This is a genomic window from Bacillus sp. FSL P4-0334, from assembly GCF_038004825.1.
In the GTDB taxonomy this organism is placed as follows: domain Bacteria; phylum Bacillota; class Bacilli; order Bacillales; family Bacillaceae; genus Bacillus; species Bacillus velezensis.
In genome coordinates this window covers 1497036-1516225 of sequence record NZ_JBBORX010000001.1, presented here as the reverse complement: position 1 = coordinate 1516225, position 19190 = coordinate 1497036, and the positions used below count along the sequence as shown (strand labels likewise).

Annotated in this window: 23 protein-coding genes and 1 pseudogene; 9 read left to right on the top strand and 15 right to left on the bottom strand. The window is 46.6% G+C overall.

Features of this window, described 5'->3' with window-relative positions; genetic code table 11:
* Positions 1–7: 7 nt before the first annotated feature.
* Positions 8–1093 (bottom strand): D-alanine--D-alanine ligase, encoded by a 1086-nt coding sequence (locus NSQ37_RS07735; RefSeq protein WP_003156199.1) that lies wholly within the window; start codon positions 1091–1093, stop codon positions 8–10.
* 153 nt (positions 1094–1246) lie between these two features.
* Here NSQ37_RS07735 and NSQ37_RS07730 point away from each other — a divergent pair, with 153 nt between their 5' ends.
* Positions 1247–1564: a thioredoxin family protein gene (locus NSQ37_RS07730; RefSeq protein WP_003156200.1), complete on the top strand. Its 318-nt coding sequence runs from the start codon at positions 1247–1249 to the stop codon at positions 1562–1564.
* On the opposite strand, the gene NSQ37_RS07725 is transcribed toward NSQ37_RS07730, so the two are convergent.
* Positions 1561–2454: a cation diffusion facilitator family transporter gene (locus NSQ37_RS07725; protein WP_341123500.1), complete on the bottom strand. Its 894-nt coding sequence runs from the start codon at positions 2452–2454 to the stop codon at positions 1561–1563. The genes NSQ37_RS07730 and NSQ37_RS07725 overlap by 4 nt on opposite strands.
* Before the next feature lie 213 nt (positions 2455–2667).
* Between NSQ37_RS07725 and NSQ37_RS07720 the strand changes: the two genes are divergently transcribed.
* Together NSQ37_RS07720 and fbpB are read left to right on the top strand one after the other, a co-directional pair.
* Complete coding sequence (locus NSQ37_RS07720; protein ID WP_003156203.1) at positions 2668–2847, top strand: Fur-regulated basic protein FbpA; 180 nt, start codon at positions 2668–2670, stop codon at positions 2845–2847.
* The gene (fbpB, locus tag NSQ37_RS07715) at positions 2834–2980 is read left to right on the top strand and encodes a Fur-regulated basic protein FbpB (RefSeq protein ID WP_003156206.1); all 147 of its coding nucleotides are present in this window, start codon (positions 2834–2836) and stop codon (positions 2978–2980) included. The genes NSQ37_RS07720 and fbpB overlap by 14 nt, the downstream gene beginning before the upstream one ends.
* A gap of 26 nt (positions 2981–3006) precedes the next feature.
* Here the strand turns inward: fbpB and NSQ37_RS07710 are convergent, their stop codons facing one another.
* From NSQ37_RS07710 to NSQ37_RS07675, 8 genes are all read right to left on the bottom strand, one after another.
* Positions 3007–4152 (bottom strand): acyl-CoA dehydrogenase family protein, encoded by a 1146-nt coding sequence (locus NSQ37_RS07710; protein WP_341123499.1) that lies wholly within the window; start codon positions 4150–4152, stop codon positions 3007–3009.
* A 115-nt stretch (positions 4153–4267) separates the two neighbouring features.
* Positions 4268–4603 carry a hypothetical protein gene (locus NSQ37_RS07705; protein WP_007410218.1) on the bottom strand — a complete coding sequence of 112 codons (336 nt, stop codon included), beginning with the start codon at positions 4601–4603 and terminating at the stop codon, positions 4268–4270.
* Between the two features lie 94 nt (positions 4604–4697).
* Complete coding sequence (locus NSQ37_RS07700; RefSeq protein ID WP_007410217.1) at positions 4698–5465, bottom strand: ABC transporter permease; 768 nt, start codon at positions 5463–5465, stop codon at positions 4698–4700.
* Positions 5458–6384, bottom strand: a complete 927-nt coding sequence (locus tag NSQ37_RS07695; protein WP_012116860.1) for an ABC transporter ATP-binding protein — start codon at positions 6382–6384, stop codon at positions 5458–5460. The genes NSQ37_RS07700 and NSQ37_RS07695 overlap by 8 nt, the downstream gene beginning before the upstream one ends.
* A 101-nt stretch (positions 6385–6485) precedes the next feature.
* The gene (locus tag NSQ37_RS07690; RefSeq protein ID WP_072588808.1) at positions 6486–7535 is read right to left on the bottom strand and encodes an AI-2E family transporter; all 1050 of its coding nucleotides are present in this window, start codon (positions 7533–7535) and stop codon (positions 6486–6488) included.
* A gap of 185 nt (positions 7536–7720) precedes the next feature.
* Positions 7721–8977, bottom strand: a complete 1257-nt coding sequence (gene dctP / locus NSQ37_RS07685; protein WP_012116859.1) for a C4-dicarboxylate transporter DctP — start codon at positions 8975–8977, stop codon at positions 7721–7723.
* Positions 8978–9085: 108 nt separating this feature from the next.
* On the bottom strand, positions 9086–9757 hold the full coding sequence (locus NSQ37_RS07680; RefSeq protein ID WP_003156219.1) for a response regulator: 672 nt from the start codon (positions 9755–9757) through the stop codon (positions 9086–9088).
* Entirely contained in the window at positions 9732–11354 is a 1623-nt protein-coding gene (locus NSQ37_RS07675; protein ID WP_007410213.1) for an ATP-binding protein, read from the bottom strand. The genes NSQ37_RS07680 and NSQ37_RS07675 overlap by 26 nt, the downstream gene beginning before the upstream one ends.
* A gap of 80 nt (positions 11355–11434) precedes the next feature.
* On the opposite strand from NSQ37_RS07675, the gene NSQ37_RS07670 reads away from it, so the two are divergent.
* Both NSQ37_RS07670 and NSQ37_RS07665 read left to right on the top strand, forming a co-directional pair.
* Positions 11435–12487, top strand: a complete 1053-nt coding sequence (locus NSQ37_RS07670; RefSeq protein WP_160222856.1) for a TRAP transporter substrate-binding protein — start codon at positions 11435–11437, stop codon at positions 12485–12487.
* An 84-nt stretch (positions 12488–12571) separates the two neighbouring features.
* Positions 12572–13393 carry a manganese catalase family protein gene (locus tag NSQ37_RS07665; protein WP_032870326.1) on the top strand — a complete coding sequence of 274 codons (822 nt, stop codon included), beginning with the start codon at positions 12572–12574 and terminating at the stop codon, positions 13391–13393.
* Between the two features lie 36 nt (positions 13394–13429).
* Here the strand turns inward: NSQ37_RS07665 and NSQ37_RS07660 are convergent, their stop codons facing one another.
* The 4 genes from NSQ37_RS07660 to NSQ37_RS07645 form a co-directional block, all read right to left on the bottom strand.
* Positions 13430–13789 carry a DUF4937 domain-containing protein gene (locus tag NSQ37_RS07660; RefSeq protein WP_160222855.1) on the bottom strand — a complete coding sequence of 120 codons (360 nt, stop codon included), beginning with the start codon at positions 13787–13789 and terminating at the stop codon, positions 13430–13432.
* The gene (locus NSQ37_RS07655; protein ID WP_015416860.1) at positions 13764–14123 is read right to left on the bottom strand and encodes a cupin domain-containing protein; all 360 of its coding nucleotides are present in this window, start codon (positions 14121–14123) and stop codon (positions 13764–13766) included. The genes NSQ37_RS07660 and NSQ37_RS07655 overlap by 26 nt, the downstream gene beginning before the upstream one ends.
* Before the next feature lie 134 nt (positions 14124–14257).
* A complete protein-coding gene (gene gsiB / locus NSQ37_RS07650; RefSeq protein WP_015416859.1) occupies positions 14258–14629 on the bottom strand; it encodes a glucose starvation-inducible protein GsiB in 372 nt (123 codons plus the stop codon).
* A gap of 100 nt (positions 14630–14729) precedes the next feature.
* Entirely contained in the window at positions 14730–15536 is an 807-nt protein-coding gene (locus NSQ37_RS07645; protein WP_012116852.1) for an EcsC family protein, read from the bottom strand.
* Positions 15537–15702: 166 nt separating this feature from the next.
* Here NSQ37_RS07645 and NSQ37_RS07640 point away from each other — a divergent pair, with 166 nt between their 5' ends.
* The 3 genes and pseudogenes from NSQ37_RS07640 to NSQ37_RS07630 form a co-directional block, all read left to right on the top strand.
* On the top strand, positions 15703–16068 hold the full coding sequence (locus tag NSQ37_RS07640) for a DMT family transporter (protein ID WP_007410206.1): 366 nt from the start codon (positions 15703–15705) through the stop codon (positions 16066–16068).
* Positions 16065–16472 (top strand): DUF5360 family protein, encoded by a 408-nt coding sequence (locus NSQ37_RS07635; protein WP_012116851.1) that lies wholly within the window; start codon positions 16065–16067, stop codon positions 16470–16472. Before NSQ37_RS07640 ends, NSQ37_RS07635 begins: the two co-directional genes overlap by 4 nt.
* A gap of 57 nt (positions 16473–16529) precedes the next feature.
* A pseudogene (locus tag NSQ37_RS07630) lies at positions 16530–16744 on the top strand (DUF2188 domain-containing protein); the annotation flags it as partial.
* A 58-nt stretch (positions 16745–16802) separates the two neighbouring features.
* Here the strand turns inward: NSQ37_RS07630 and NSQ37_RS07625 are convergent.
* Positions 16803–17156 (bottom strand): hypothetical protein, encoded by a 354-nt coding sequence (locus NSQ37_RS07625; RefSeq protein ID WP_007410203.1) that lies wholly within the window; start codon positions 17154–17156, stop codon positions 16803–16805.
* Positions 17157–17811: 655 nt separating this feature from the next.
* On the opposite strand from NSQ37_RS07625, the gene NSQ37_RS07620 reads away from it, so the two are divergent.
* Positions 17812–19089 carry an Nramp family divalent metal transporter gene (locus tag NSQ37_RS07620; protein ID WP_094032124.1) on the top strand — a complete coding sequence of 426 codons (1278 nt, stop codon included), beginning with the start codon at positions 17812–17814 and terminating at the stop codon, positions 19087–19089.
* The last annotated feature ends 101 nt before the right edge of the window (positions 19090–19190 follow it).

Genomic DNA, 19190 nt, shown 5'->3' with positions numbered 1-19190 from the left:
GTCTTCATTAAAATGTATGTTTAATCAGCTGTTTTTCGGCATGGCGTTCTTTTGCCAGCTCAACCAGCTGTTCGATCAGATCACTGTAATCTACACCTGCTTCTTTCCAAAGCAGCGGGAACATGCTGAATGGCGTAAAGCCCGGCATTGTGTTCACTTCGTTAATGAGCACTTGACCGTCATTGGTCAGGAAGAAATCGGCGCGGACAAGGCCTGATCCGTCAATCGCTTTGAAGGCTTTAATCGCCATTTCGCTGATTTCCGCATATTGTTCATCCGTCACTTGCGCGGGAATCATTAAATCCGTGTCGCCGTCTTCATATTTCGCTTTGTAATCGTAAAAGTCGGTTTTCGGCGCGATTTCACCGACGGCGGAGCATTTCGGTTCGTCATTTCCGAGTACGCCGATTTCGATTTCTCTGCCGGCGATTCCTTCTTCCACCACAATTTTCCGGTCATACTCAAAAGCCAGTTCGAAGGCTTTTTCAAGCTCTTCACGGTTTCGGCATTTGCTGATTCCGACGCTTGATCCGAGGTTCGCCGGTTTGACGAAGCACGGATATCCCAGCTCCTCTTCAACCTGCTGTAAGCAGCTGTCCGGCGTCTGTTTCCAGTCCTTTTTTAAGAAAGCGGCGTACTTCGCCTGCGGAAGCCCCGCTTGAGCGAACAAATGCTTCATGATGACTTTATCCATGCCGGCTGATGATGCAAGCACCCCGTTGCCGACATAAGGAACGTTCAGCAATTCCAGCAGACCCTGAATGGTGCCGTCTTCACCGTTCGGTCCGTGGAGAAGCGGAAATACGACATCGATCGGCGCCTTTTCGTCAGGCGACGCTTCAGGAAACATTTCCCGGTTCAATGCTGATAGAGCGAAACTTTCACCGTTTTGTTCCAGCTGGAGCATTTTCACGTTGGAAACCGGCTCAGTCAGCAGCGGGCCTCTTTGCCATTCTCCTTTTTCAGTGATGTAAATCGGATGTATATCAAACTTCTCAGTATTAAGCGCTTTTGTTACAGCTAATGCTGTCTGCAGCGATACATTGTGTTCGGCTGACTTTCCGCCGTACACCAATCCTAGACTTGTTTTCAATGGATATTCCCCCCACAACAATTCATCTTTACTATCTTATCACTTTCCTCAGAAAATGATCTAATTATTTTTGGGCATTCTGAATATGAAAGCATTTGTATGTAATTCCTTTTTATTTTATATTAAAATGGCATGGAAAAGGAGATGTGTCATATGAAAAAAATCAGTACAACAGAACAATTTAATGAACTTATTCAATCCGACAAGGAAATCATCGTGAAATTTTTCGCTGACTGGTGCCCTGACTGCACGCGCATGAATATGTTCATCGGCGATATTTTGGAAGAATATAATCAAAATGATTGGTATGAACTGAACAGAGACGAGCTCCCTGAGCTTGCCGACAAATATCAGGTAATGGGCATACCGAGCCTTCTGATCTTTAAAAACGGCGAAAAGAAAGCGCATCTTCACAGCGCAAACGCGAAAACGCCCGAAGAAGTCACAGAGTTTTTATCACAGCATATTTAATTCGTTTCACGATCTTTGTTTATGACTTCAGGCTCTACATGAACATGGACATGAGTCACATCATGTTCATGTTTTATTGCATATTCGACCTCATCGGCTACTTCATGGCCTTCTTTCACAGACAATCCCGGATCTACCGTAATGACCATTTCCACATGAACCGTGCTCCCTAAATACCTTGCTTTCACATCCTTCAGCCTGCTGACCTCTTTTATTTCTTTCACCGTGTGTTTATACGGCTCCAAATCTTTCAGATCAAACCCGTCCGTCAATGAGTGGGAAGCATCTTTGAAGATGTCCCATGCCGTCTTACAGATGATGATTCCGATCAGAAAAGCAATGACCGGATCAACCCACGGCAGATGAAGCCGGGCGGTTAAGACGCCTATAAACGCCCCAATACTGACATAGGCGTCAGAACGGCTGTCTTTCGCCGCCGCATGAAGCGCAGAACTTTTAACCCGATCCGCAAGACGGCTGTTATATACATACATGCCGTACATTACAATCGCGCTTCCGAGCGCCGTCCATGCCGCAATGAAGCTCGGCTCGGCCTCCGTTCCGCTGACAATCGCCTTTGCCCCTCCGATCAGCACTTCAAAACCAACCGCCATCATAATAAAAGACGCAATTAATGAAGAAATTGTTTCAGCCCGATAATGTCCGTAGGCATGATCACTGTCCGCGGGGCGCTGGGAAATCCGGAGCCCGATCAGCACAGCCAGTGATGCGACAATATCCGTGGCATTATTTAACCCGTCCGCTCTGAGCGCTTCGGAATGATAAATAAGACCGATCACCAGTTTGACGGCGGCAAGGATGAGGTACGCGCCGATATTAAGAATCGCGCCTTTCTCACCCCGTTTTAAGTTTGCCGTTTGATCATTCATGTAAGGACTCCTCCATTCTCATTCATAGTATGGATGGAAAAGCGGAAAAATAGCAGCTTTGATCTGAGCAAATGCAATATTCGACAGCATTATTCCCCGGGAAACTTTTTGTCGAAAAATTGGCGGTATTTTCCCTTTACATATGAATATGCCCATTGTATACTTTCATTAACTGATAATGATTCTCAATATCATTTGTTTAGGAGGGTAATCATGAGGTCTTCTCCTCAGCTCAGATCATCAGTTGAAGGACGAAAAAAACATCTGATCCATTTGCTGATCAATAACGGAATATACAAAAAGTCGGAACGGCATTTATATGAATTATCGCTCGGAGAATTAGAAAGCGAATACAAATATGTAAGGAAGGTGCGGGCTCATGGCGAAACGTAAAATAAAAACATACGAACAGCTGATAAAAGAAAACAAGGCGGCCATTATGAATAATCAAAAGCTGATGAATGTGATCTATGACAGAATTGACCGCAAGCATCAAAAACTGCTCCGGCACAACAGCCATACATAAAAAGAGCCTTTTTCAGGCTCTTTTTTTTATTGCTCAAAGGCTTCCGCCGCTAATTTGCCGATGACCGCATCGTCCATCGGCGGATTGTGAAGGCCGGCCCGGGCATCCCGATAATACCGCTGAAGCGGATTATTTCGCTCCAGGCTTTTTGCGCCGGTGATTCTCATTGCTTTATCAACAACAGAAAGGACGGCATTTGTCACAATATGTTTTGCGATGCCGAGCTCGCTTTTGATGAAAGGGCGGCGTTTCGGGTCATCATACATTTGCGCCGCCGTGAAGAGAAACTGTCTCGCTTTTAACAATTCAAGCTCCATTTCCCCGACACGCTGCTGAACGGCCGGCACGTCTTTAATCGGTCCGTTCAGGCTGTTCGGCGAATATTCGGATGCAAACCGGACGGCATAGTCCCTTGCCGCTTGAGCGATGCCCAGATAAGCAGCGGGAATGTGAAGCAGCCAGCCATTCACTTTCGCCGCTCTCGGCCCGCTGATAAGCTCCACAAGCCGCTCGTCACTGACCGTGACATGATCTAAAAGGAGATCATGGCTTCCGGTCGCCTTCATGGCAATCATATCCCATGTTTCTTGGACTGAAACGCCTGACTGATCTTTATGAATGAGAAAAACACCGGTCGTTTGTTTTTCTTCAATCCATGCCGTCACAAGCATATAATCCAAAGTCAGCGAAAGGGTTGTAAAGGTTTTTCGGCCGTTCAGCACCCATTTTCCGTCTTTTTTGACAGCGGAGGTGCCGGGTCTTCCTCCCCTCGTCGGACTGCCGGTCTGCCGTTCCGTCGCTGCCCTGTTCAGGACAGCTCCCTTTTTCACCTCTTCTGTGATAAATGAAAAGACATCTTCATCCCAGCTGTTTCCTTCTCCGAGCTCACCCATGACGGATAAATGCCAGCCGATTCCGAGAGCAACGGCCGCGTCTCCCCGCGCCAGCCGTTCCTGAAACAGCACCATATCATAAACGGAAATGCCTGCACCGCCGAATACCTCAGGTACCGTTAACGCCGTATATCCCGCGTCGCGCAGTCTTTGAATTTTCTCCGTAGGAAAACGGCCCGCCTCATCATCAAGCGCGGCTGTTTTTTGAAATTCGTCTGCAAGCAGGCCGATTTTTTCCATCCATTCCCTCTGCCGTTCATTCTGTATCCATAAAGACACTGGAATCCCCCCATTATAATTCCGATAAAGTTAATAAGTATTATAGAGATTCAAGTCTCGTTTCGCAACTGTGAGGCTGTACAAAAAAAACACGCTATTCCATGGAATAGCGCGTTCAGACTGCTTCCGGGCCGCGGTCCTGCTTAAGCCCGAGATAAATCAGCATATATGTGAGATAACCCATCGTCATCACAAGCCCGCCAAAGAAAAAGCTAGAAAAAATCGGCTCTTCAAACGCGGTAACTGCCGCAAGCACGATCCAGCTTGCATACAGGTAGATGATGAAATAACGGAATCCCGACTTCATTTTATATAAGAGAAACAGCCCCACTGTAGAAAACAAACCCAGCGCAAGCCTGAAATAAACAAGATGTTCGAATTGGAACATGAATGACACAAAGGAAAAACCAAGCAATAACACAATCGGTAATGCGGTAATAAAATTTCTCAAGTGAGCACCTCCGTCATTACCTTTATTATAAATCAAAATAGCATAAATTATTGATTTATCGTGATCTTTTTCACAAAAATGTCATTCCTTTACTTTATACCCGAACATCGCGTTTGCAAAAGCTCCACCAAGCGACGGCTAAGAAGAATACAATATGGATAATGATAATGCCTGCGGAAAATAACGGCGTCATTCCCGCAAACAGCGGTTTCGCCCCGCTCATATATTGCGTCAGGTCAGTATTTGCGAACAGCAGAAAACTTCCCCATTTGTTTTGGAAGAGCGACATAATCGTCACGAGTGATTTTGCGCCATACAGCACGATAAATGACAAAATGACGGCCGTTGCGCTGTTTCGGAATACAGAAGAACACAACAAGCCAAAGCATGCCATCGCAAACGCCTCGACCCAGTTCGTGCCGATTACTTTCAGGGTGTTCATAAGAAGCGTCCCTGATTCAGATGTCACCGACACGCCGAAGAAAGCCATGCCGAACAGCAGAGACAGAATATAGTACGCCGCATACAGGTACAAGCTGACCAAAAATACGGTAATGAGTTTAGATACAAAAATCCGCTCCCGCTTTACCGGGCGGATTAATAAAAATTTGATCGTTTTCTTATCAAATTCAGCGGAAATGATCGTTGCCGCGATCACGATCGTTAATGCCTCAAGCAGAATATTCAGCCCGGGCGCGTACGCCATATAGCCGATGAAATTCTCATCCGTTCCGGAACTGATGACAAGCCGTTTAATGACAAGCGCCATAATAAATTGGAGAACGGCCATCAGAATCAGCGCCACTAATGAGACTTTTCGGTTAAAGAGTTTCATATGCTCATTCGCTGTCAATTTAAACATTCGTCTCCCCCTCCTCTTGAAGCGCCGTCGTCACTTTCATGAATTCATCCTCCAGCGATTCCGCATACGGCATGATGGAATACACGAGAAAGTCTTGTCCGACGAGCGCACGGTTTAATGCCGGGATGTCCTTCTTCGCTACGGTGACGGTAATGCCCCCGCCGTTTTTCTCCGGAGCAAATTGCTGTTGGGACAGCCATTCGAATGCTTCGTCAGCCGGCTGAATGTCGAGGACGGCTTTTTCTTCTTTTTCCTCAGCGCCGCGCAGAACAACCTCTGTTTTGATCTCACCTTTTTGAATGATGATAACACGGTCGCAAAGGTCCTCCACTTCACGCAATAAATGCGTCGCAAAAAGGATGCTCGTCCCTTCAAGCTCCGCGAGTTCCTTTAAGTGATCGCGGAAATCCTTCATTCCGCCGGGATCAAGCCCGTTTGTCGGTTCATCTAAAATGAGCAGATTCGGACGGTGAAGAATGGCCTGCGCAATCCCGAGACGCTGACGCATACCGAGGGAATACGTTTTAACTTTGTCATGAACGGCATTGGTGAGCCCGACCCGTTCGATGACTTCCTGAAGCCTGTCCTCTTTGATGTTTTTGTGCATGTTGGCAAAGTGCTTCAGATTCTCCCACCCCGTCAGGTACGGGTAGAATTCAGGATTTTCCACGATCGCTCCGACGGATTCAAGCGCTTTTTCGAAATCAGCATCGTGCTGAAAGCCGTTAATTGTAATCGTGCCGCTGTTTTTCTTTAAAAGACCGACGATGATTCGGATAAGTGTGGTTTTTCCCGACCCGTTCGGACCGAGCAAACCGATGATCTCGCCCTGCCTGACATCCATGCTGATGTTTTTTAAAATGTGCTTTTTGCCTATTGTTTTGTCAAGGCCTTCAATATGTAAAATCGGCTCAGTCATACAGCCTTCCTCCTTTTTCACAAAAAATAAACAGTGCCCGTACAAAGGCACTGTCTGCATTATAACATTAGTCATATATTCGTGAAGAGCCGGAGCCGACGTTATGTCTTATCCGGGACCGGTCCGTTTTTTTCCTTCTCTTCATTATTGACGACATCCAGAATATCAAGCAGGAACACAAAAATCGGAATTCCGATAATCAAACCCCAAATGCCGAAGAAATGTTCCGAGAAAATCAGAACTGTAAAGGTAAAAAAGATCGGCAGTTCCGTTTTCGCTGACATCAGTTTCGGATTAAGGAAGTACGTCTCAATCGCATGGATGACGAAAATGACCAGCACGATGTAGATGACATACGCTGCGCCGCCCGTCGTATATGCGATGATGCTGAGCGGAATGAGCGAAATCACCACACCCGCAACGGGAATGAGCCCGAGGAAAAAGACCATGATTGACAGGCCGAACAGCTGCGGAAAATGCAGAATCGCCAATGCGATCAAGGTGAGGATACAGTTCACCAGCGCGATAATAAATTGGGCTTCAAGCACTTTGCCGAATGTTCTCGCAAACTTGCTGCCGAAATAAGCAAGTTCGCAGTAAAAAACAGACAGCTTGCTGTGCTGAAATTTTTTCATAAACTCCGTGAGCCGCTTTTTCTCGAACAGGAAAAACATGCTGAGAATCAGTGACATCACGACCTGCAAACCGAAAGTGCTGATATCGGCCAAGTATGTATACAGTACATTAAAACCTTCTTTTACATAGGAACCGATATTGATATCGCCGAACACGCTCGATATCTCATCATAAAACGGAATGACATCGGGATGATACGCGATGTGCTTGATCTGCTTAATCAGCTGTTCAATCTGCTTGGCAACAATCGGGTAAAAGACAAAGCCTCCGACAGTCGCCCCGACAGCCAGCGCAATATATAAAACGGTGATGACCACCCTCTGGCTGATCCGGAAAAAATGGTTCAACACGTGCCGGATGACAGTCTCCAGCCGATCCATCAGAAAAGTAAAAATAAACGTAAGCAAAATCAAATTAATCATACTTCGGAATACAACTAACACCCCAGTCAAAACAAGAAAAACGGAAAAACGTCTGACACCCGGATGCTGAAAAAATTTAAAAATAGCCGCCATTTATACACTCCTGCTAGGACAAAAAGCCCTTAGATTTCATCTTTCACTCTCTAATTGTAAATTATATAACAAAATGACGCTAAGGTCTTTGTCCACCTCCTAATAAATTTAAACAAATTTATCTTTTTTACTCATGGCGGCCGAAAAAAAGAACGGCATGCCCGATGCATGCCGTTCCTTTCCTTTTATACCGCCGTTTTCATTTCTTTAACGGCCTGTGTGCTTTTCGCTTCGTCAAACTCATTTTCGCTCTTGGCTACGATGATGGTGGCGATTCCGTTTCCGATCAGGTTGACGATCGCCCTTCCTTCACTCATAAAGCGGTCGACGCCGAGGAGCAGCGCCAGCCCCTCCAGCGGAATAACCTGAAGCGCCGATAAAGTGGAGGCGAGCACGATAAATCCGCTTCCGGTTACGCCCGCCGCGCCTTTTGATGTCAGCATCAGCACGAGAATGATCGTAACCTGCTGGCCGATGGTAAGGTCAACGCCGAACACCTGCGCCAGAAAAACCGTCGCCATGGACAGATAAATCGAGGTGCCGTCCAGGTTAAAAGAATATCCCGTCGGAATGACAAGGCCGACAACCGATTTGGAACAGCCGTAACGCTCCATTTTATCCATCATCCGCGGAAGGACGGACTCAGAAGAGCTTGTGCCGAGAACGATGAGCAGTTCATCTTTAATAAAACGGAGATAGTTCCACAAGCTGAAACCGAATAGTTTGCAAATGATATTCAAAGCGACAAATACAAACAGGAACATCGTAACGTATACAGACAGCATCAGACTCGCCAGCGGCTTGATGGAATCAAGGCCGAAGTGCCCGATCGTATAGGCCATGGCTCCGAATGCGCCGATCGGCGCCGCGCGCATGATGTAGCCGATGATTTTGAAAAAAACATGCGACAGTTTATCAAAGAAATCAATAATGCTTTTGCCTCTTTCACCGAGCGCCGCCAGGCCGACACCGAATAAAACAGAAAAGAATAAGACCTGAAGAATGTCGCCTTTTGCGAAAGCGTCAACCATATTTGACGGAACGATGTGAGTGATAAATTCAATCCAGTCAATCCCCTGTCCCCCGTTTTGCGTGTACTGAGAGACATCCCCTTTTTCAAGCTTGCTGTAATCAAGCCCCTCACCGGGTTTCATGATATTGACGACCAGAAGTCCGATAATAAGGGCGATGGTGGTCACGACTTCAAAATAAATAAATGCTTTTCCCCCGACTTTGCCGACTTTTTTCATGTCTCCCATCTTGGCGATGCCAAGCACGATCGTCAGGAATATGATCGGTGCGATAATCATTTTTACCGCATTGATAAATGTATCGCCGAGCGGCTTCATCTGCTTCCCGGCCTCAGGCCATACGAGTCCGACAATGACGCCGATGATAACCGCCGTGATGACCTGCACCGTAAGATTTTTGAAAATTTTCATCCCTACTCCCCCTTGCCTCTCGCTGCGTCTATACAAAAATGATAGCGTTTTCAAACAAAGAGGGGAAGCTTATGATCATAACGGACATTTTGGTCTTTTTGGTCTCGGCTAGCGGACGAATTTGTAGCGGTTAACCGGCCGGCCCACTCCCCCGTATTGAATGTCGAGCTTAATCTGGCCGTCTTTTTCAAGAAAATCAAGATAACGCCGCGCTGTCACCCTGGCGATTCCGAGCGCTTTGGCGGCTTCTTCAGCTGAAAGCGGCTCCGTCTGCTGTTTCATATAGGTCAAAATTTCATTCATCGTAAAATGATTTAACCCCTTCGGCAGATCGCGGGACGGATTTTGCGGAATTTTAAGCAGCATGTCAAGCTGCTCTTGCGACATGGTGTCATGCTCTTCAATTTTCCGTTTATATTGTTTATAGTTTTCGAGCGCCTGTCTCATCCGCTCCAGCTTAAACGGCTTCAAAATATAGTCGGCCGCACCGTTTTGCAGCATAAGCTGGATTGTTTCTTTGTCTTTTGCGGCCGAGACGATGATGACGTCCACTTCGAGCTTTTGTTTTCTGATTTCCTGGAGCGTTTTAATTCCGTCTTTTTTCGGCATGTATACGTCTAATACCACGAGCCCGGGCCGCAGATCTTTAATAAGCCTGATTCCCTCGTCTCCGTCAGCGGCTGTGGCGATGACGCTGAACCCCGAAACACCGGTGATAAATTCTTTATTCACCTCCTGCACCATCGGATCATCTTCAATAAGCAGCACCTTGATGTCCATCGAATGATTCCTCCCCCTTCATCGGAAATAAAATAGAAAATGCCGTTCCCTGTCCCTGCCGTGTGTCGACTTCAATAACGCCCATCCCTTTGTCGACGATTTGTTTGACGAGGTACAAGCCATATCCCGTTCCTCCCGTTTTATTGACGGTAAACCCTTTGTCATAAAGGTGCGGGATGTGCTGATCGGAAATCCCGCTTCCGTTGTCTTCTATTAATATAGCAAGCACTTCATCATTTTGCTCGATACTGATGTCAATATGTTTGTCCTCCGTGTCCGCTGTTTCGAATGCGCCGAACGCATTTTCAATTAAATTGCCGAGCAGGACGACAATGTCATGCTGGTCGACATGCTCCGGAAATGCCGAGAAACTGCTGTTTTCATCAATTTTCACAGAAATGCCAAGCTCTTTTCCTCTTTTGATTTTGCTTAACAGCAGTCCCGCCGCAGCGTCATTCTGAATGGCCTGATGAAGAAAATCGGTGACGCTTTCTTGTTCTGATGATTCCTTAAAAGCAAGCTGGAGCGCTTTTTCTGATTTTCCGAGCTGAATCAGTCCCGCGATGGTGTGAAGCTTGTTCATATGTTCATGATTTTGAACTCTGAGCGCATCGACAAAATTTTTCACACCTGTCAGTTCTTCCGCCATTTTCGCCGCTTCCGTCCTGTCCTGAAAAATGGCGACGGCTCCGATGACCTTCTTTTTCATGACGATCGGAATTCTGCTGCTCATGATCACCTTTCCGCTGACTTGGATTTCTTCATTATATACGGCTCGGTTCCGCTCGACGATCTCAGGGAGGCGCGAATCTTTTAACACGTCCCAGATCAGCCTGCCATCGGTCTCTTGTCTGACATTGAATATCTGCTTCGCTTTTTCATTAAAAATGGTGATGTGATGCTGATTATCGATCGCGATGACGCCCTCATTCATTGAATGAAACGTAGCGGTCCGTTCCTCATACATTCTCACGATCTCATGGGGCTCCAGCCAAAACATTTGTTTTTTGATATGGCGGGCCAGCAAAAAGGAGCCGGCCAGTCCGAACCCGAGCGCCAGCAGAACGATAAACAGTATTTCATGTTTCAGCTGAAGAAGAATTTCACCGAATCCGGGCAGCGTTTTACCGGCCAGAACGACGCCGATCTGATTCAAATCCCGGTCTTTGATGGGATAAAAAGCGCGGACGGCGGTGCCGATTTCTCCCTTTGCTTCGGAAAAATAAATGTGCTCGGCGAACGCCGCGGCTTCGTCCTCACCCCTTGAACGCTTTCCGATCATTGTGCTGACGGGATGTGAATAGCGGATATGATCCATATCCATGACGACGATGTAGTCCGCTTCATTGATGATCCTTATTTCTTCGACCGCATGGCGCACGTCTTCCCTTTGTTTTTTCTGCTCGAGGGCGCGTTTGACATCGGTCATCTCAGATACCGTCCGCGCGGTATTCATCAGCCGTTTTTTCAGCTCGCGCTCCTCTGTATGCTGAATATTGCCGATCAGCACGATGCCGACGATCAAAAAGGTAAAAAGCACGACGATATACGAAAGTATGGTGATTTTCCAGCGGATGGTGAGCTTTTTTTTCGTCATTGGCCTCTTCCTTTCCGTCTCTTTACGAAAACGGCCCGCCCGATTATGCTTGTTATAGAAAATGGCGGAGGGGGTTTTCGATGAAAAGCTTGCTGACTTGTCTCAGCCTGATGGTACTCGGTATCGGAACCGCTTTATTCATCGGCTTTCATGATCGTTTCTCAACGGAAGAACCGTATTATGATGACGAACAGGAAGGCCTGAAAGATCAAATCGTTTTCAAATTCAGCCATGTCGTTGCTGAGAACACGCCAAAAGGGCGGGCGGCGAATAAGTTTGCCGACCTGGTCTATCAAAAGTCCGGCGGCACCATTAAAGTAGAGGTGTTTCCAAACGGGAGCCTCTATTCAGATAATGAAGAAATAAACGCCCTCCAAAACGGGGACGTGCAATTCATCGCTCCCTCCACCTCAAAGCTCGGATCACTGTCTCCCGAATGGGGTGTTTTGGATCTGCCGTACGCGTTTACAAACTATAAAGCCGTGCAAGAAGGCCTCAACGGCAAAATCGGCACACGCCTGTTCGCTTCATTAGAAAAGCATCATTTGAAAGGACTGGCGTACTGGACGAACGGGTTTAAGCAGCTTACGTCAAATAAAGGGCCGATCTTCACACCGGACGATTTGAAAGGACAGGCGCTCAGGATCATGCCGAGCAGCGTGATCGAAGACCAGTACCGCCTGCTCGGCGCGCACCCGCGGCAGGATTCCTTTAATTCCACGTTTCAGCTCTTGGAAAGCAATCTCGTAGACGGAGAAGAAAATACGATTTCAAATATCTATTCTAAAAAATTTTATAATGTTCAAGATTATTTGACAATCAGCAATCACGGGTACCTCGGTTATGCCGTGATGACCGACGAGCATTTCTGGAATTCGCAGACAGAAAAAACGAGAGCCATCTTAACGGAGGCGATGAGAGAAACGACAGAATGGAACGAAGCCTCCGCTGAGAAAATGAATAAAGACCAGCTTGAAGAGATAAAGAAGAATTCATCCATTCATATTCATGTGCTGAGCAAAGCGGAAAAGAACACATGGATGAAACGCCTCGACCCGATTTACAGACAATATGAACAGGTGATCGGCCGCGGGCTTGTGCAGGATTTGTTATCCTTGCGCCGCGAGCCTTAGCAGGACCAATACGCCCATCTCCGTTTCATCCCTTTTCCCGCCGGGGAAGTAAATAGGGACAGAGCAAAAAAAGGAGATGGAGACATGTTTACACATACGAAAAAACTGCAGCATCCGGCTAAACCGGATCGTCCTGACCCGCTGTTCGCCAAAAAGATGCAGGAAATTTTAGGGGGACAATACGGGGAAATATCCGTCGCCATGCAATATTTGTTCCAAGGATGGAATACACGGGGCAATGAAAAATATAAGGATCTTCTGATGGATACCGCGACGGAAGAAATCGGCCATGTCGAAATGATCGCGACGATGATTGCGAGATTGTTAGAAGACGCCCCGCTGGCAGAGCAGGAAAAAGCGGCTGATGACCCGGTCATCGGGTCCATTTTAGGTGGGATGAATCCGCATCATGCGATCGTCTCAGGACTCGGCGCAATGCCGGAGAGCAGCACGGGCGTTCCGTGGAGCGCAGGCTATATCGTCGCAAGCGGAAACCTTCTGGCAGACTTCCGCGCCAATCTGAACGCCGAATCACAAGGAAGGCTTCAAGTCGCACGCCTGTATGAAATGACCGATGATAAAGGCGTGAAAGATATGCTCAGCTTTTTATTGGCCCGCGATACCATGCATCAAAACCAATGGCTTGCGGCCATTAAAGAATTAGAAGCACAGGAAGGCCCGATCGTTCCTTCCACATTCCCGAAGGCGCTGGAAAAACAGTCATTCTCCCATAAGCTTATTCATTTCTCAGATGGCGGAGAAAGCGCTGAACAAAATTGGCTGAAGGAAACAGCGCCGGACGGAGAACCATTTGAATACGAAAAGGAACCGAAAGCGCACGGCGAAATAGCTAAGCTGGATCCCGTCCCGCCGTATGTCCACAACACGCTTCCCGGACGCGAGTAAAGACACAAGCCCAAAACAAACTGTTTTGGGCTTTCATTATGCCTTCAGAACCGTCCAGTCCGGTTCATATCGGATGTCCGGATGATGTAACAGCTCGTGAATGACAGGTTCATCCTCTTCATACAGCATCACTTCTATTGAAAGAATCGCAGCCTTCTGCTCGTTTTCTTCGTATAGGCGGTCATGTTCGCTCTCCATAAAATCATCATAGGCCTGTCTGTTCTCCCAAACGCTGATGATCTCTGCGATGAACAGGCCGTCTGCGTTTTTCCGCCACCCGCCGGCCTGTTTGACGAAGCCATTTACACATGATAATGCTCCCCACCTTGACTGTGCTTGCGCAAATGCTTCAGCGTTTGCAGCGTCTGTTTCACATACAATCTTTTTGATCAGCATGACGTTCCTCTGTGATGACTGTTTTCGCACGCGTATGCTCAACACAAAGATTGACGGTTCTGACGTAAGAGCGGGTGCGGTGAATCGTGCCTTTCGGGATGAGCAGGCTGTCATTTGCTTTGAGCACTGCGGTTTCTTTGTCCTTAAAATCGATCAGCAGCTCACCTTCCAGAACGATGAACCATTCATCTGAGTCAGGGTGATGGTGCCAGTCATATTCTCCCGTAAACACTGCGAGGCGCACACAGTGGTCATTGATCTCCGCGATTGAAAAATTGTCGTGTTTTTCTTTGACTTTATTGGCGATAGCGAGCAAATTCAGCATGTCAGACACGAGTGAAAAACCCCTTTTTCATTTTATTGTATCGCAACGGCGGCTCAGATCAAGATTTTTCCAAAATAAAAAGCGATCCAGCTGATGCGCCGGATCGCTTTTGATCTGCAGGTTGTCTGCCTTTTATGCTTTTATTAGCTGCTTCGTCTGTTTCCGCCTTTTTGGCCGATTTCCTTATAAAAATCTTTGTCATGATTTTTACTTGTGGCTTCTCCGCCTTTTTGGCCGATTTCTTGATAGAATTCCTTGTCATGGTTATTGCTAGTGGCTTCTCCGCCTTTTTCACCGATTTCCTGATAGAATTCTTTGTCGTGATTTTTGCTTGTGGCTTCTCCGCCTTTTTCACCGATTTCCTGATAGAATTCTTTGTCGTGATTTTTGCTTGTGGCTTCTCCGCCTTTTTGACCAATTTCCTGATAGAATTCTTTGTCATGGTTATTGCTTGTCGCTTCTCCGCCTTTTTGACCTGCTTCTTCTCTGCTCATTTTGTTATTATCTTGTGCCATTTTTGAATTCCTCCTTTAATTGGTGTTGGTTGTTGGTTTCCCGATTTCAGAACTGCTAAACAAAGAAAACACATTGAATGTGTTTTCGGGCGGTTTTTTATCATTCTGTATCCTTCATGCGTTTTAGAATCCGGCGTTTTTTATAAAGCATGATGCCTGTTTCCGCGATGCTTTCTAAAGCTGAACGGTTGGCGGACGCGCCGAAGATGATACCTGCGGCCGGAACCATTTGCAGCAGTTTTTTCGCTGCGAACGTATCGCGATAGCTGTAAACGACTTCCCGCCAGCCTTGGATTTGCGAGGCGACGCGCTGATAGGCGCGGTCGTTTTGATCATATTGCCGTAAATCTTGCAGGATCGCTTTTTTTCCGATGACGTCACTGGATGCAAGCTGGAGCAATTTGACGATAAACACGCGTTCTTTTTTGTCTTTCGGATCAAAGCCGTAAGCAACCGCGATATCCTGCAGCGTCTTTAAGGACAGGCCGAGCATCGCCGGAATGTCTGCCGCCAGCGTGAATACGCCGCCGACTCCCGTTGCGGCTCCCTGCACCGTCGCGGCCTTTACGCTTGTACGCGCTATGGCTTCTGCGATTTCGTCCATGACGGCAAGCGGCGCATTGCGGATGTCGTGAAGCGTTTGACATGTACCGTGCGGCAGCCGTTTTTGAAACTTTTTCATGATGCGCTTTTCTGATGTCAGGTACTGTCCGCCTGACTGAATAAACGTTCCCGTTTCATCGAGAATGAGTCCGATTTTCCTCTGAATAAATTGCGGTGTCAGCTTGTCCAAAAGCTGAAACGGCAAGCGGGTGAATGTTTGCCAGAACATCACCCTCTGCTGCGCCTTTTCCCATTTTTGAATGTCTCTCAGTTGTCTTTCCAGGTCTGTCCGCTCTTCTGTCACCCGTCCTGCACGTCCTTTCTGATTTCTTTGTTCATAGTATACCTTTATGGCGTTTTCTTTTTACACACCGACGGATTTTTTATCCGGAAAACATCCCATTGTTTAATTTTCTTCAAATTCTGTATATTGTATAATTTTGAATAATACGATTGAAGGAGAATGTTGAATGCAATGGATTTATTTAAGTTTAGCGATCATTTTTGAAGTATTGGGTACGGTCAGCATGAAATTATCAAATGGATTTACAAAACTTGTCCCAAGTATTTTATTGTTATTGTTTTATATCGGCAGCCTTTGTTTTCTTACTTTGACTTTGAAATATATAAGTGTCTCCATCGCGTATGCGGTCTGGTCGGGGATGGGGATCGTGCTGATTTCCGTGATCGGAATTTTTTTCTTTCATGAACAGTTCTCTGTCATAAAAGCCGTCTCTGTTCTTCTGATCATCATCGGTGTCGTTTCCTTAAACTTTATTTCTGAAAGTGAAACGTCATCAAACGGCATCAGCGTTCATACGGACAGAAACAGATGATGAAAGGGTTAAAGGTTCTCTTTCTCATTACAGATATTGGATTTATCGTTTATTGGATTGTTACTTTTTTTGAGTGGATTCCAAAAAACATGGTGTTTAAAGATTATGATAACGCCATGATCATGGCCTGGAACTGGTCATTCTTTCCCTTAGATATTTTCATTTCGATAACCGGGCTGTACAGCTTGTTTCTTTATAAACGGAAACATGCGTTATGGCGCCCTTTCGCATTAATATCACTTGTACTGACCTTTTGTTCAGGCCTGCAAGCGATTGCCTTTTGGGTATTTATCGGTGATTTTGATCTTATGTGGTGGGCATTCAATCTGTACTTGCTTCTTTATCCTTTATATTTTATTCGGAAATTGCTGGTCTCTCGTAAAAATAGCTGTCATTCTTTTTGATAAGGCGGTTTTCTTTTTCTTCAGGCGGGAAACACTTTTCATAAAGGAGTGATAGACATGCCTTGGTCTATGAAGGATTATCCGCAATCATTGAAGAATCTCGAGGAACCTGTGAAGAAAAAAGCGATCGAAATCGCGAATGCGATGGTAGATGAGGGTTATGAAGAAGGACGGGCCATTCCCATTGCAACAAGTCAGGCGAAAGAGTGGAAAAAAACGCTTCTAAGGAAGAAATCGATCAGCTGATGAAACACGATGATGAAACGAAACGCGGAAATTGAATCGGAATAAAGGAAAAACCCCGCTCTCAAGAGAACGAGGTTTTTCTGATTATAAACCGTAATAATAAGATAGCGTGGTGACTGAAACGTAGCCTGTCGCTCCTGCATACGTGACTTTCAGCCATTTATTAGAATTGGTGTAGTGGCCTTGAACATATTCTCCGGTTACCCAAGAACCTGTAATTTTTTTACCGCTTGAGAATGTTGTGATCGTTGAACAGCTGACCTTAGAGCATGAGCGCATATTAGCACCGTAAATACCGACTGTGCCCCCGCTGGCTAAAATGGAAACGTCCGGTTCAGCTTTAGGTTTGAAAGCTGCTGCTGATGCAGAGCCGCCAAAAGCGAATAAAGAAACAGCAAAAATCATGGCTAAAGAAATGATCGACAAACGACGCACCAAGAAAATTCCCCCTCTTTTATCATATGGCCGGAAAGCTTTCCTGACGTTATTATACTTTTTCGCCCGGGAGACTGAAATAAGTCTAATGCTCCAACTTCTTTTCTTCGCAAGTGACCATGCCGATTCTTTTTTTGATAGATAACAGCGGTTTATTGGACTGGAATCACTGATATATCGTTGATTCAAACGTTTATTCAGAGCGGCCGGAGTTTTTCCGGAGGTCATTTGAATGGTACAGAGAGGTTTTACCTTCCAATGGAAAGAAACATTATTATTCTATTTACCCGGGAAAACGGAGGAAATACAGCGTCTTTTTCTCAAATCAGTTGGGCGGACAGAAAGTTGTGAAGTGATATGGGCAAGTGTCCTCTTTTCACCTTTTTAAAAGAACGCTCCACGCATCCGCGCATGATCCGACGCGGAAACACGCTTTGCGAACGGCATCGCTTCTTTCCCGGAACGATGTCGTTTTCATTTTCGGACCTTTCTTCGGCGGGATACATATCATAGATAAAACAGGGCATCAATGTGCCGGTTTATTGAACATAAAGAACTTGACATCTTATAATAGCGGATTTATGATGTAGATAAAATAATTTGCATCTAGGAAACTTTTTGTTATTTAGCTAAAAATCTATCGGAATTTAGGTGAGACATAATGAGCAAAGACATCTCAGCACAATCACTGCAAGCAAAAGCCGTGCAGGATGCACTTGACGGCAAAAGCAAGGGATTCAAGCGGCTTCTGCCTTTTTTAGGCCCCGCCTTTATCGCGGCGATTGCCTACATTGATCCGGGAAACTTCGCTACGAATATCTCAGCTGGTTCGAAGTATGGGTATATGCTGCTGTGGGTCATCCTCTTTTCAAACTTGATGGCTTTTTTAATTCAAGTTCTTTCCGCGAAGCTCGGCATTGCCACGGGTAAAAACCTTCCGGAAATCGCTAGAGACCGGTATCCGAAATGGGTATCAGCCGGGCTGTGGATACAGGGTGAACTGGTGATTATGGCAACTGATCTGGCAGAATTTATCGGGGCGGCGCTCGGACTCAACCTGCTGTTCGGCATACCGATGGTTGAAGCGGCCATTATCGCGGCGATCGGATCATTCGCGATTTTAGAGCTGCAGCGCCGGGGTTACCGGGCGCTGGAAGCGGGCATTGCCGGACTTCTGTTCGTCGTGGTGATCGCCTTCGCTCTGCAAACCTTCTTTGCCAAACCTGACGCCGCCTCCGTTCTCGAGGGGCTGTTTATCCCGAAAATTGACGGAATGGACAGTGTGCTTCTGGCAACCGGGATACTCGGCGCAACCGTGATGCCGCATGCCATTTACTTACATTCCGCACTGACACAGCGCCGTGTCGTCGGAAAAACGGATAGTGAGCGGAAAAAGATTTTTAGATTCGAGACGATTGACATTCTCATCGCGATGGTGATCGCCGGGGCGATTAACGCAAGCATGCTCATCGTCGCTGCCGCGCTTTTCTTCAAGAACGGGCTGTATGTAGAAGATTTAGACGTGGCTTATCAGCAATTCGGCCACTATATCGGACCGGCTTCAGCCATTCTCTTCGGGATCGGGCTGCTGGCCGCAGGGCTTTCAAGCTCTTCTGTCGGCACATTGTCAGGCGATATTATCATGCAGGGCTTCATCCGTTACCGTATCCCGCTTTATTTGCGGCGTTTCATTACCATCATTCCGCCGATGATCATCATTATCTCGGGGGTCAACGCCACAGAAGCGCTCGTATGGAGCCAGGTCGTTCTTTCATTCGGCATCTCCTTTGCGCTCGTGCCGCTGATTATGTTTACAAGCAACAAACGCCTGATGGGCGCCCTGACGAACCGAAAATGGGTGACGGCTCTCGCCTGGCTGATTGCGGTTTTGGTGATCGCGCTTAATCTGTTTGTGATCTACGATTCATTCCGTTAGAAAAAAACCGGCCATTGCGGCCGGTTTTTCTTTTGACGCCGGGTGCCGTTCGTATCTTTTTCCGGGCGTTTTTGGTATGATAGAAGAAAAATCGGAGTTTT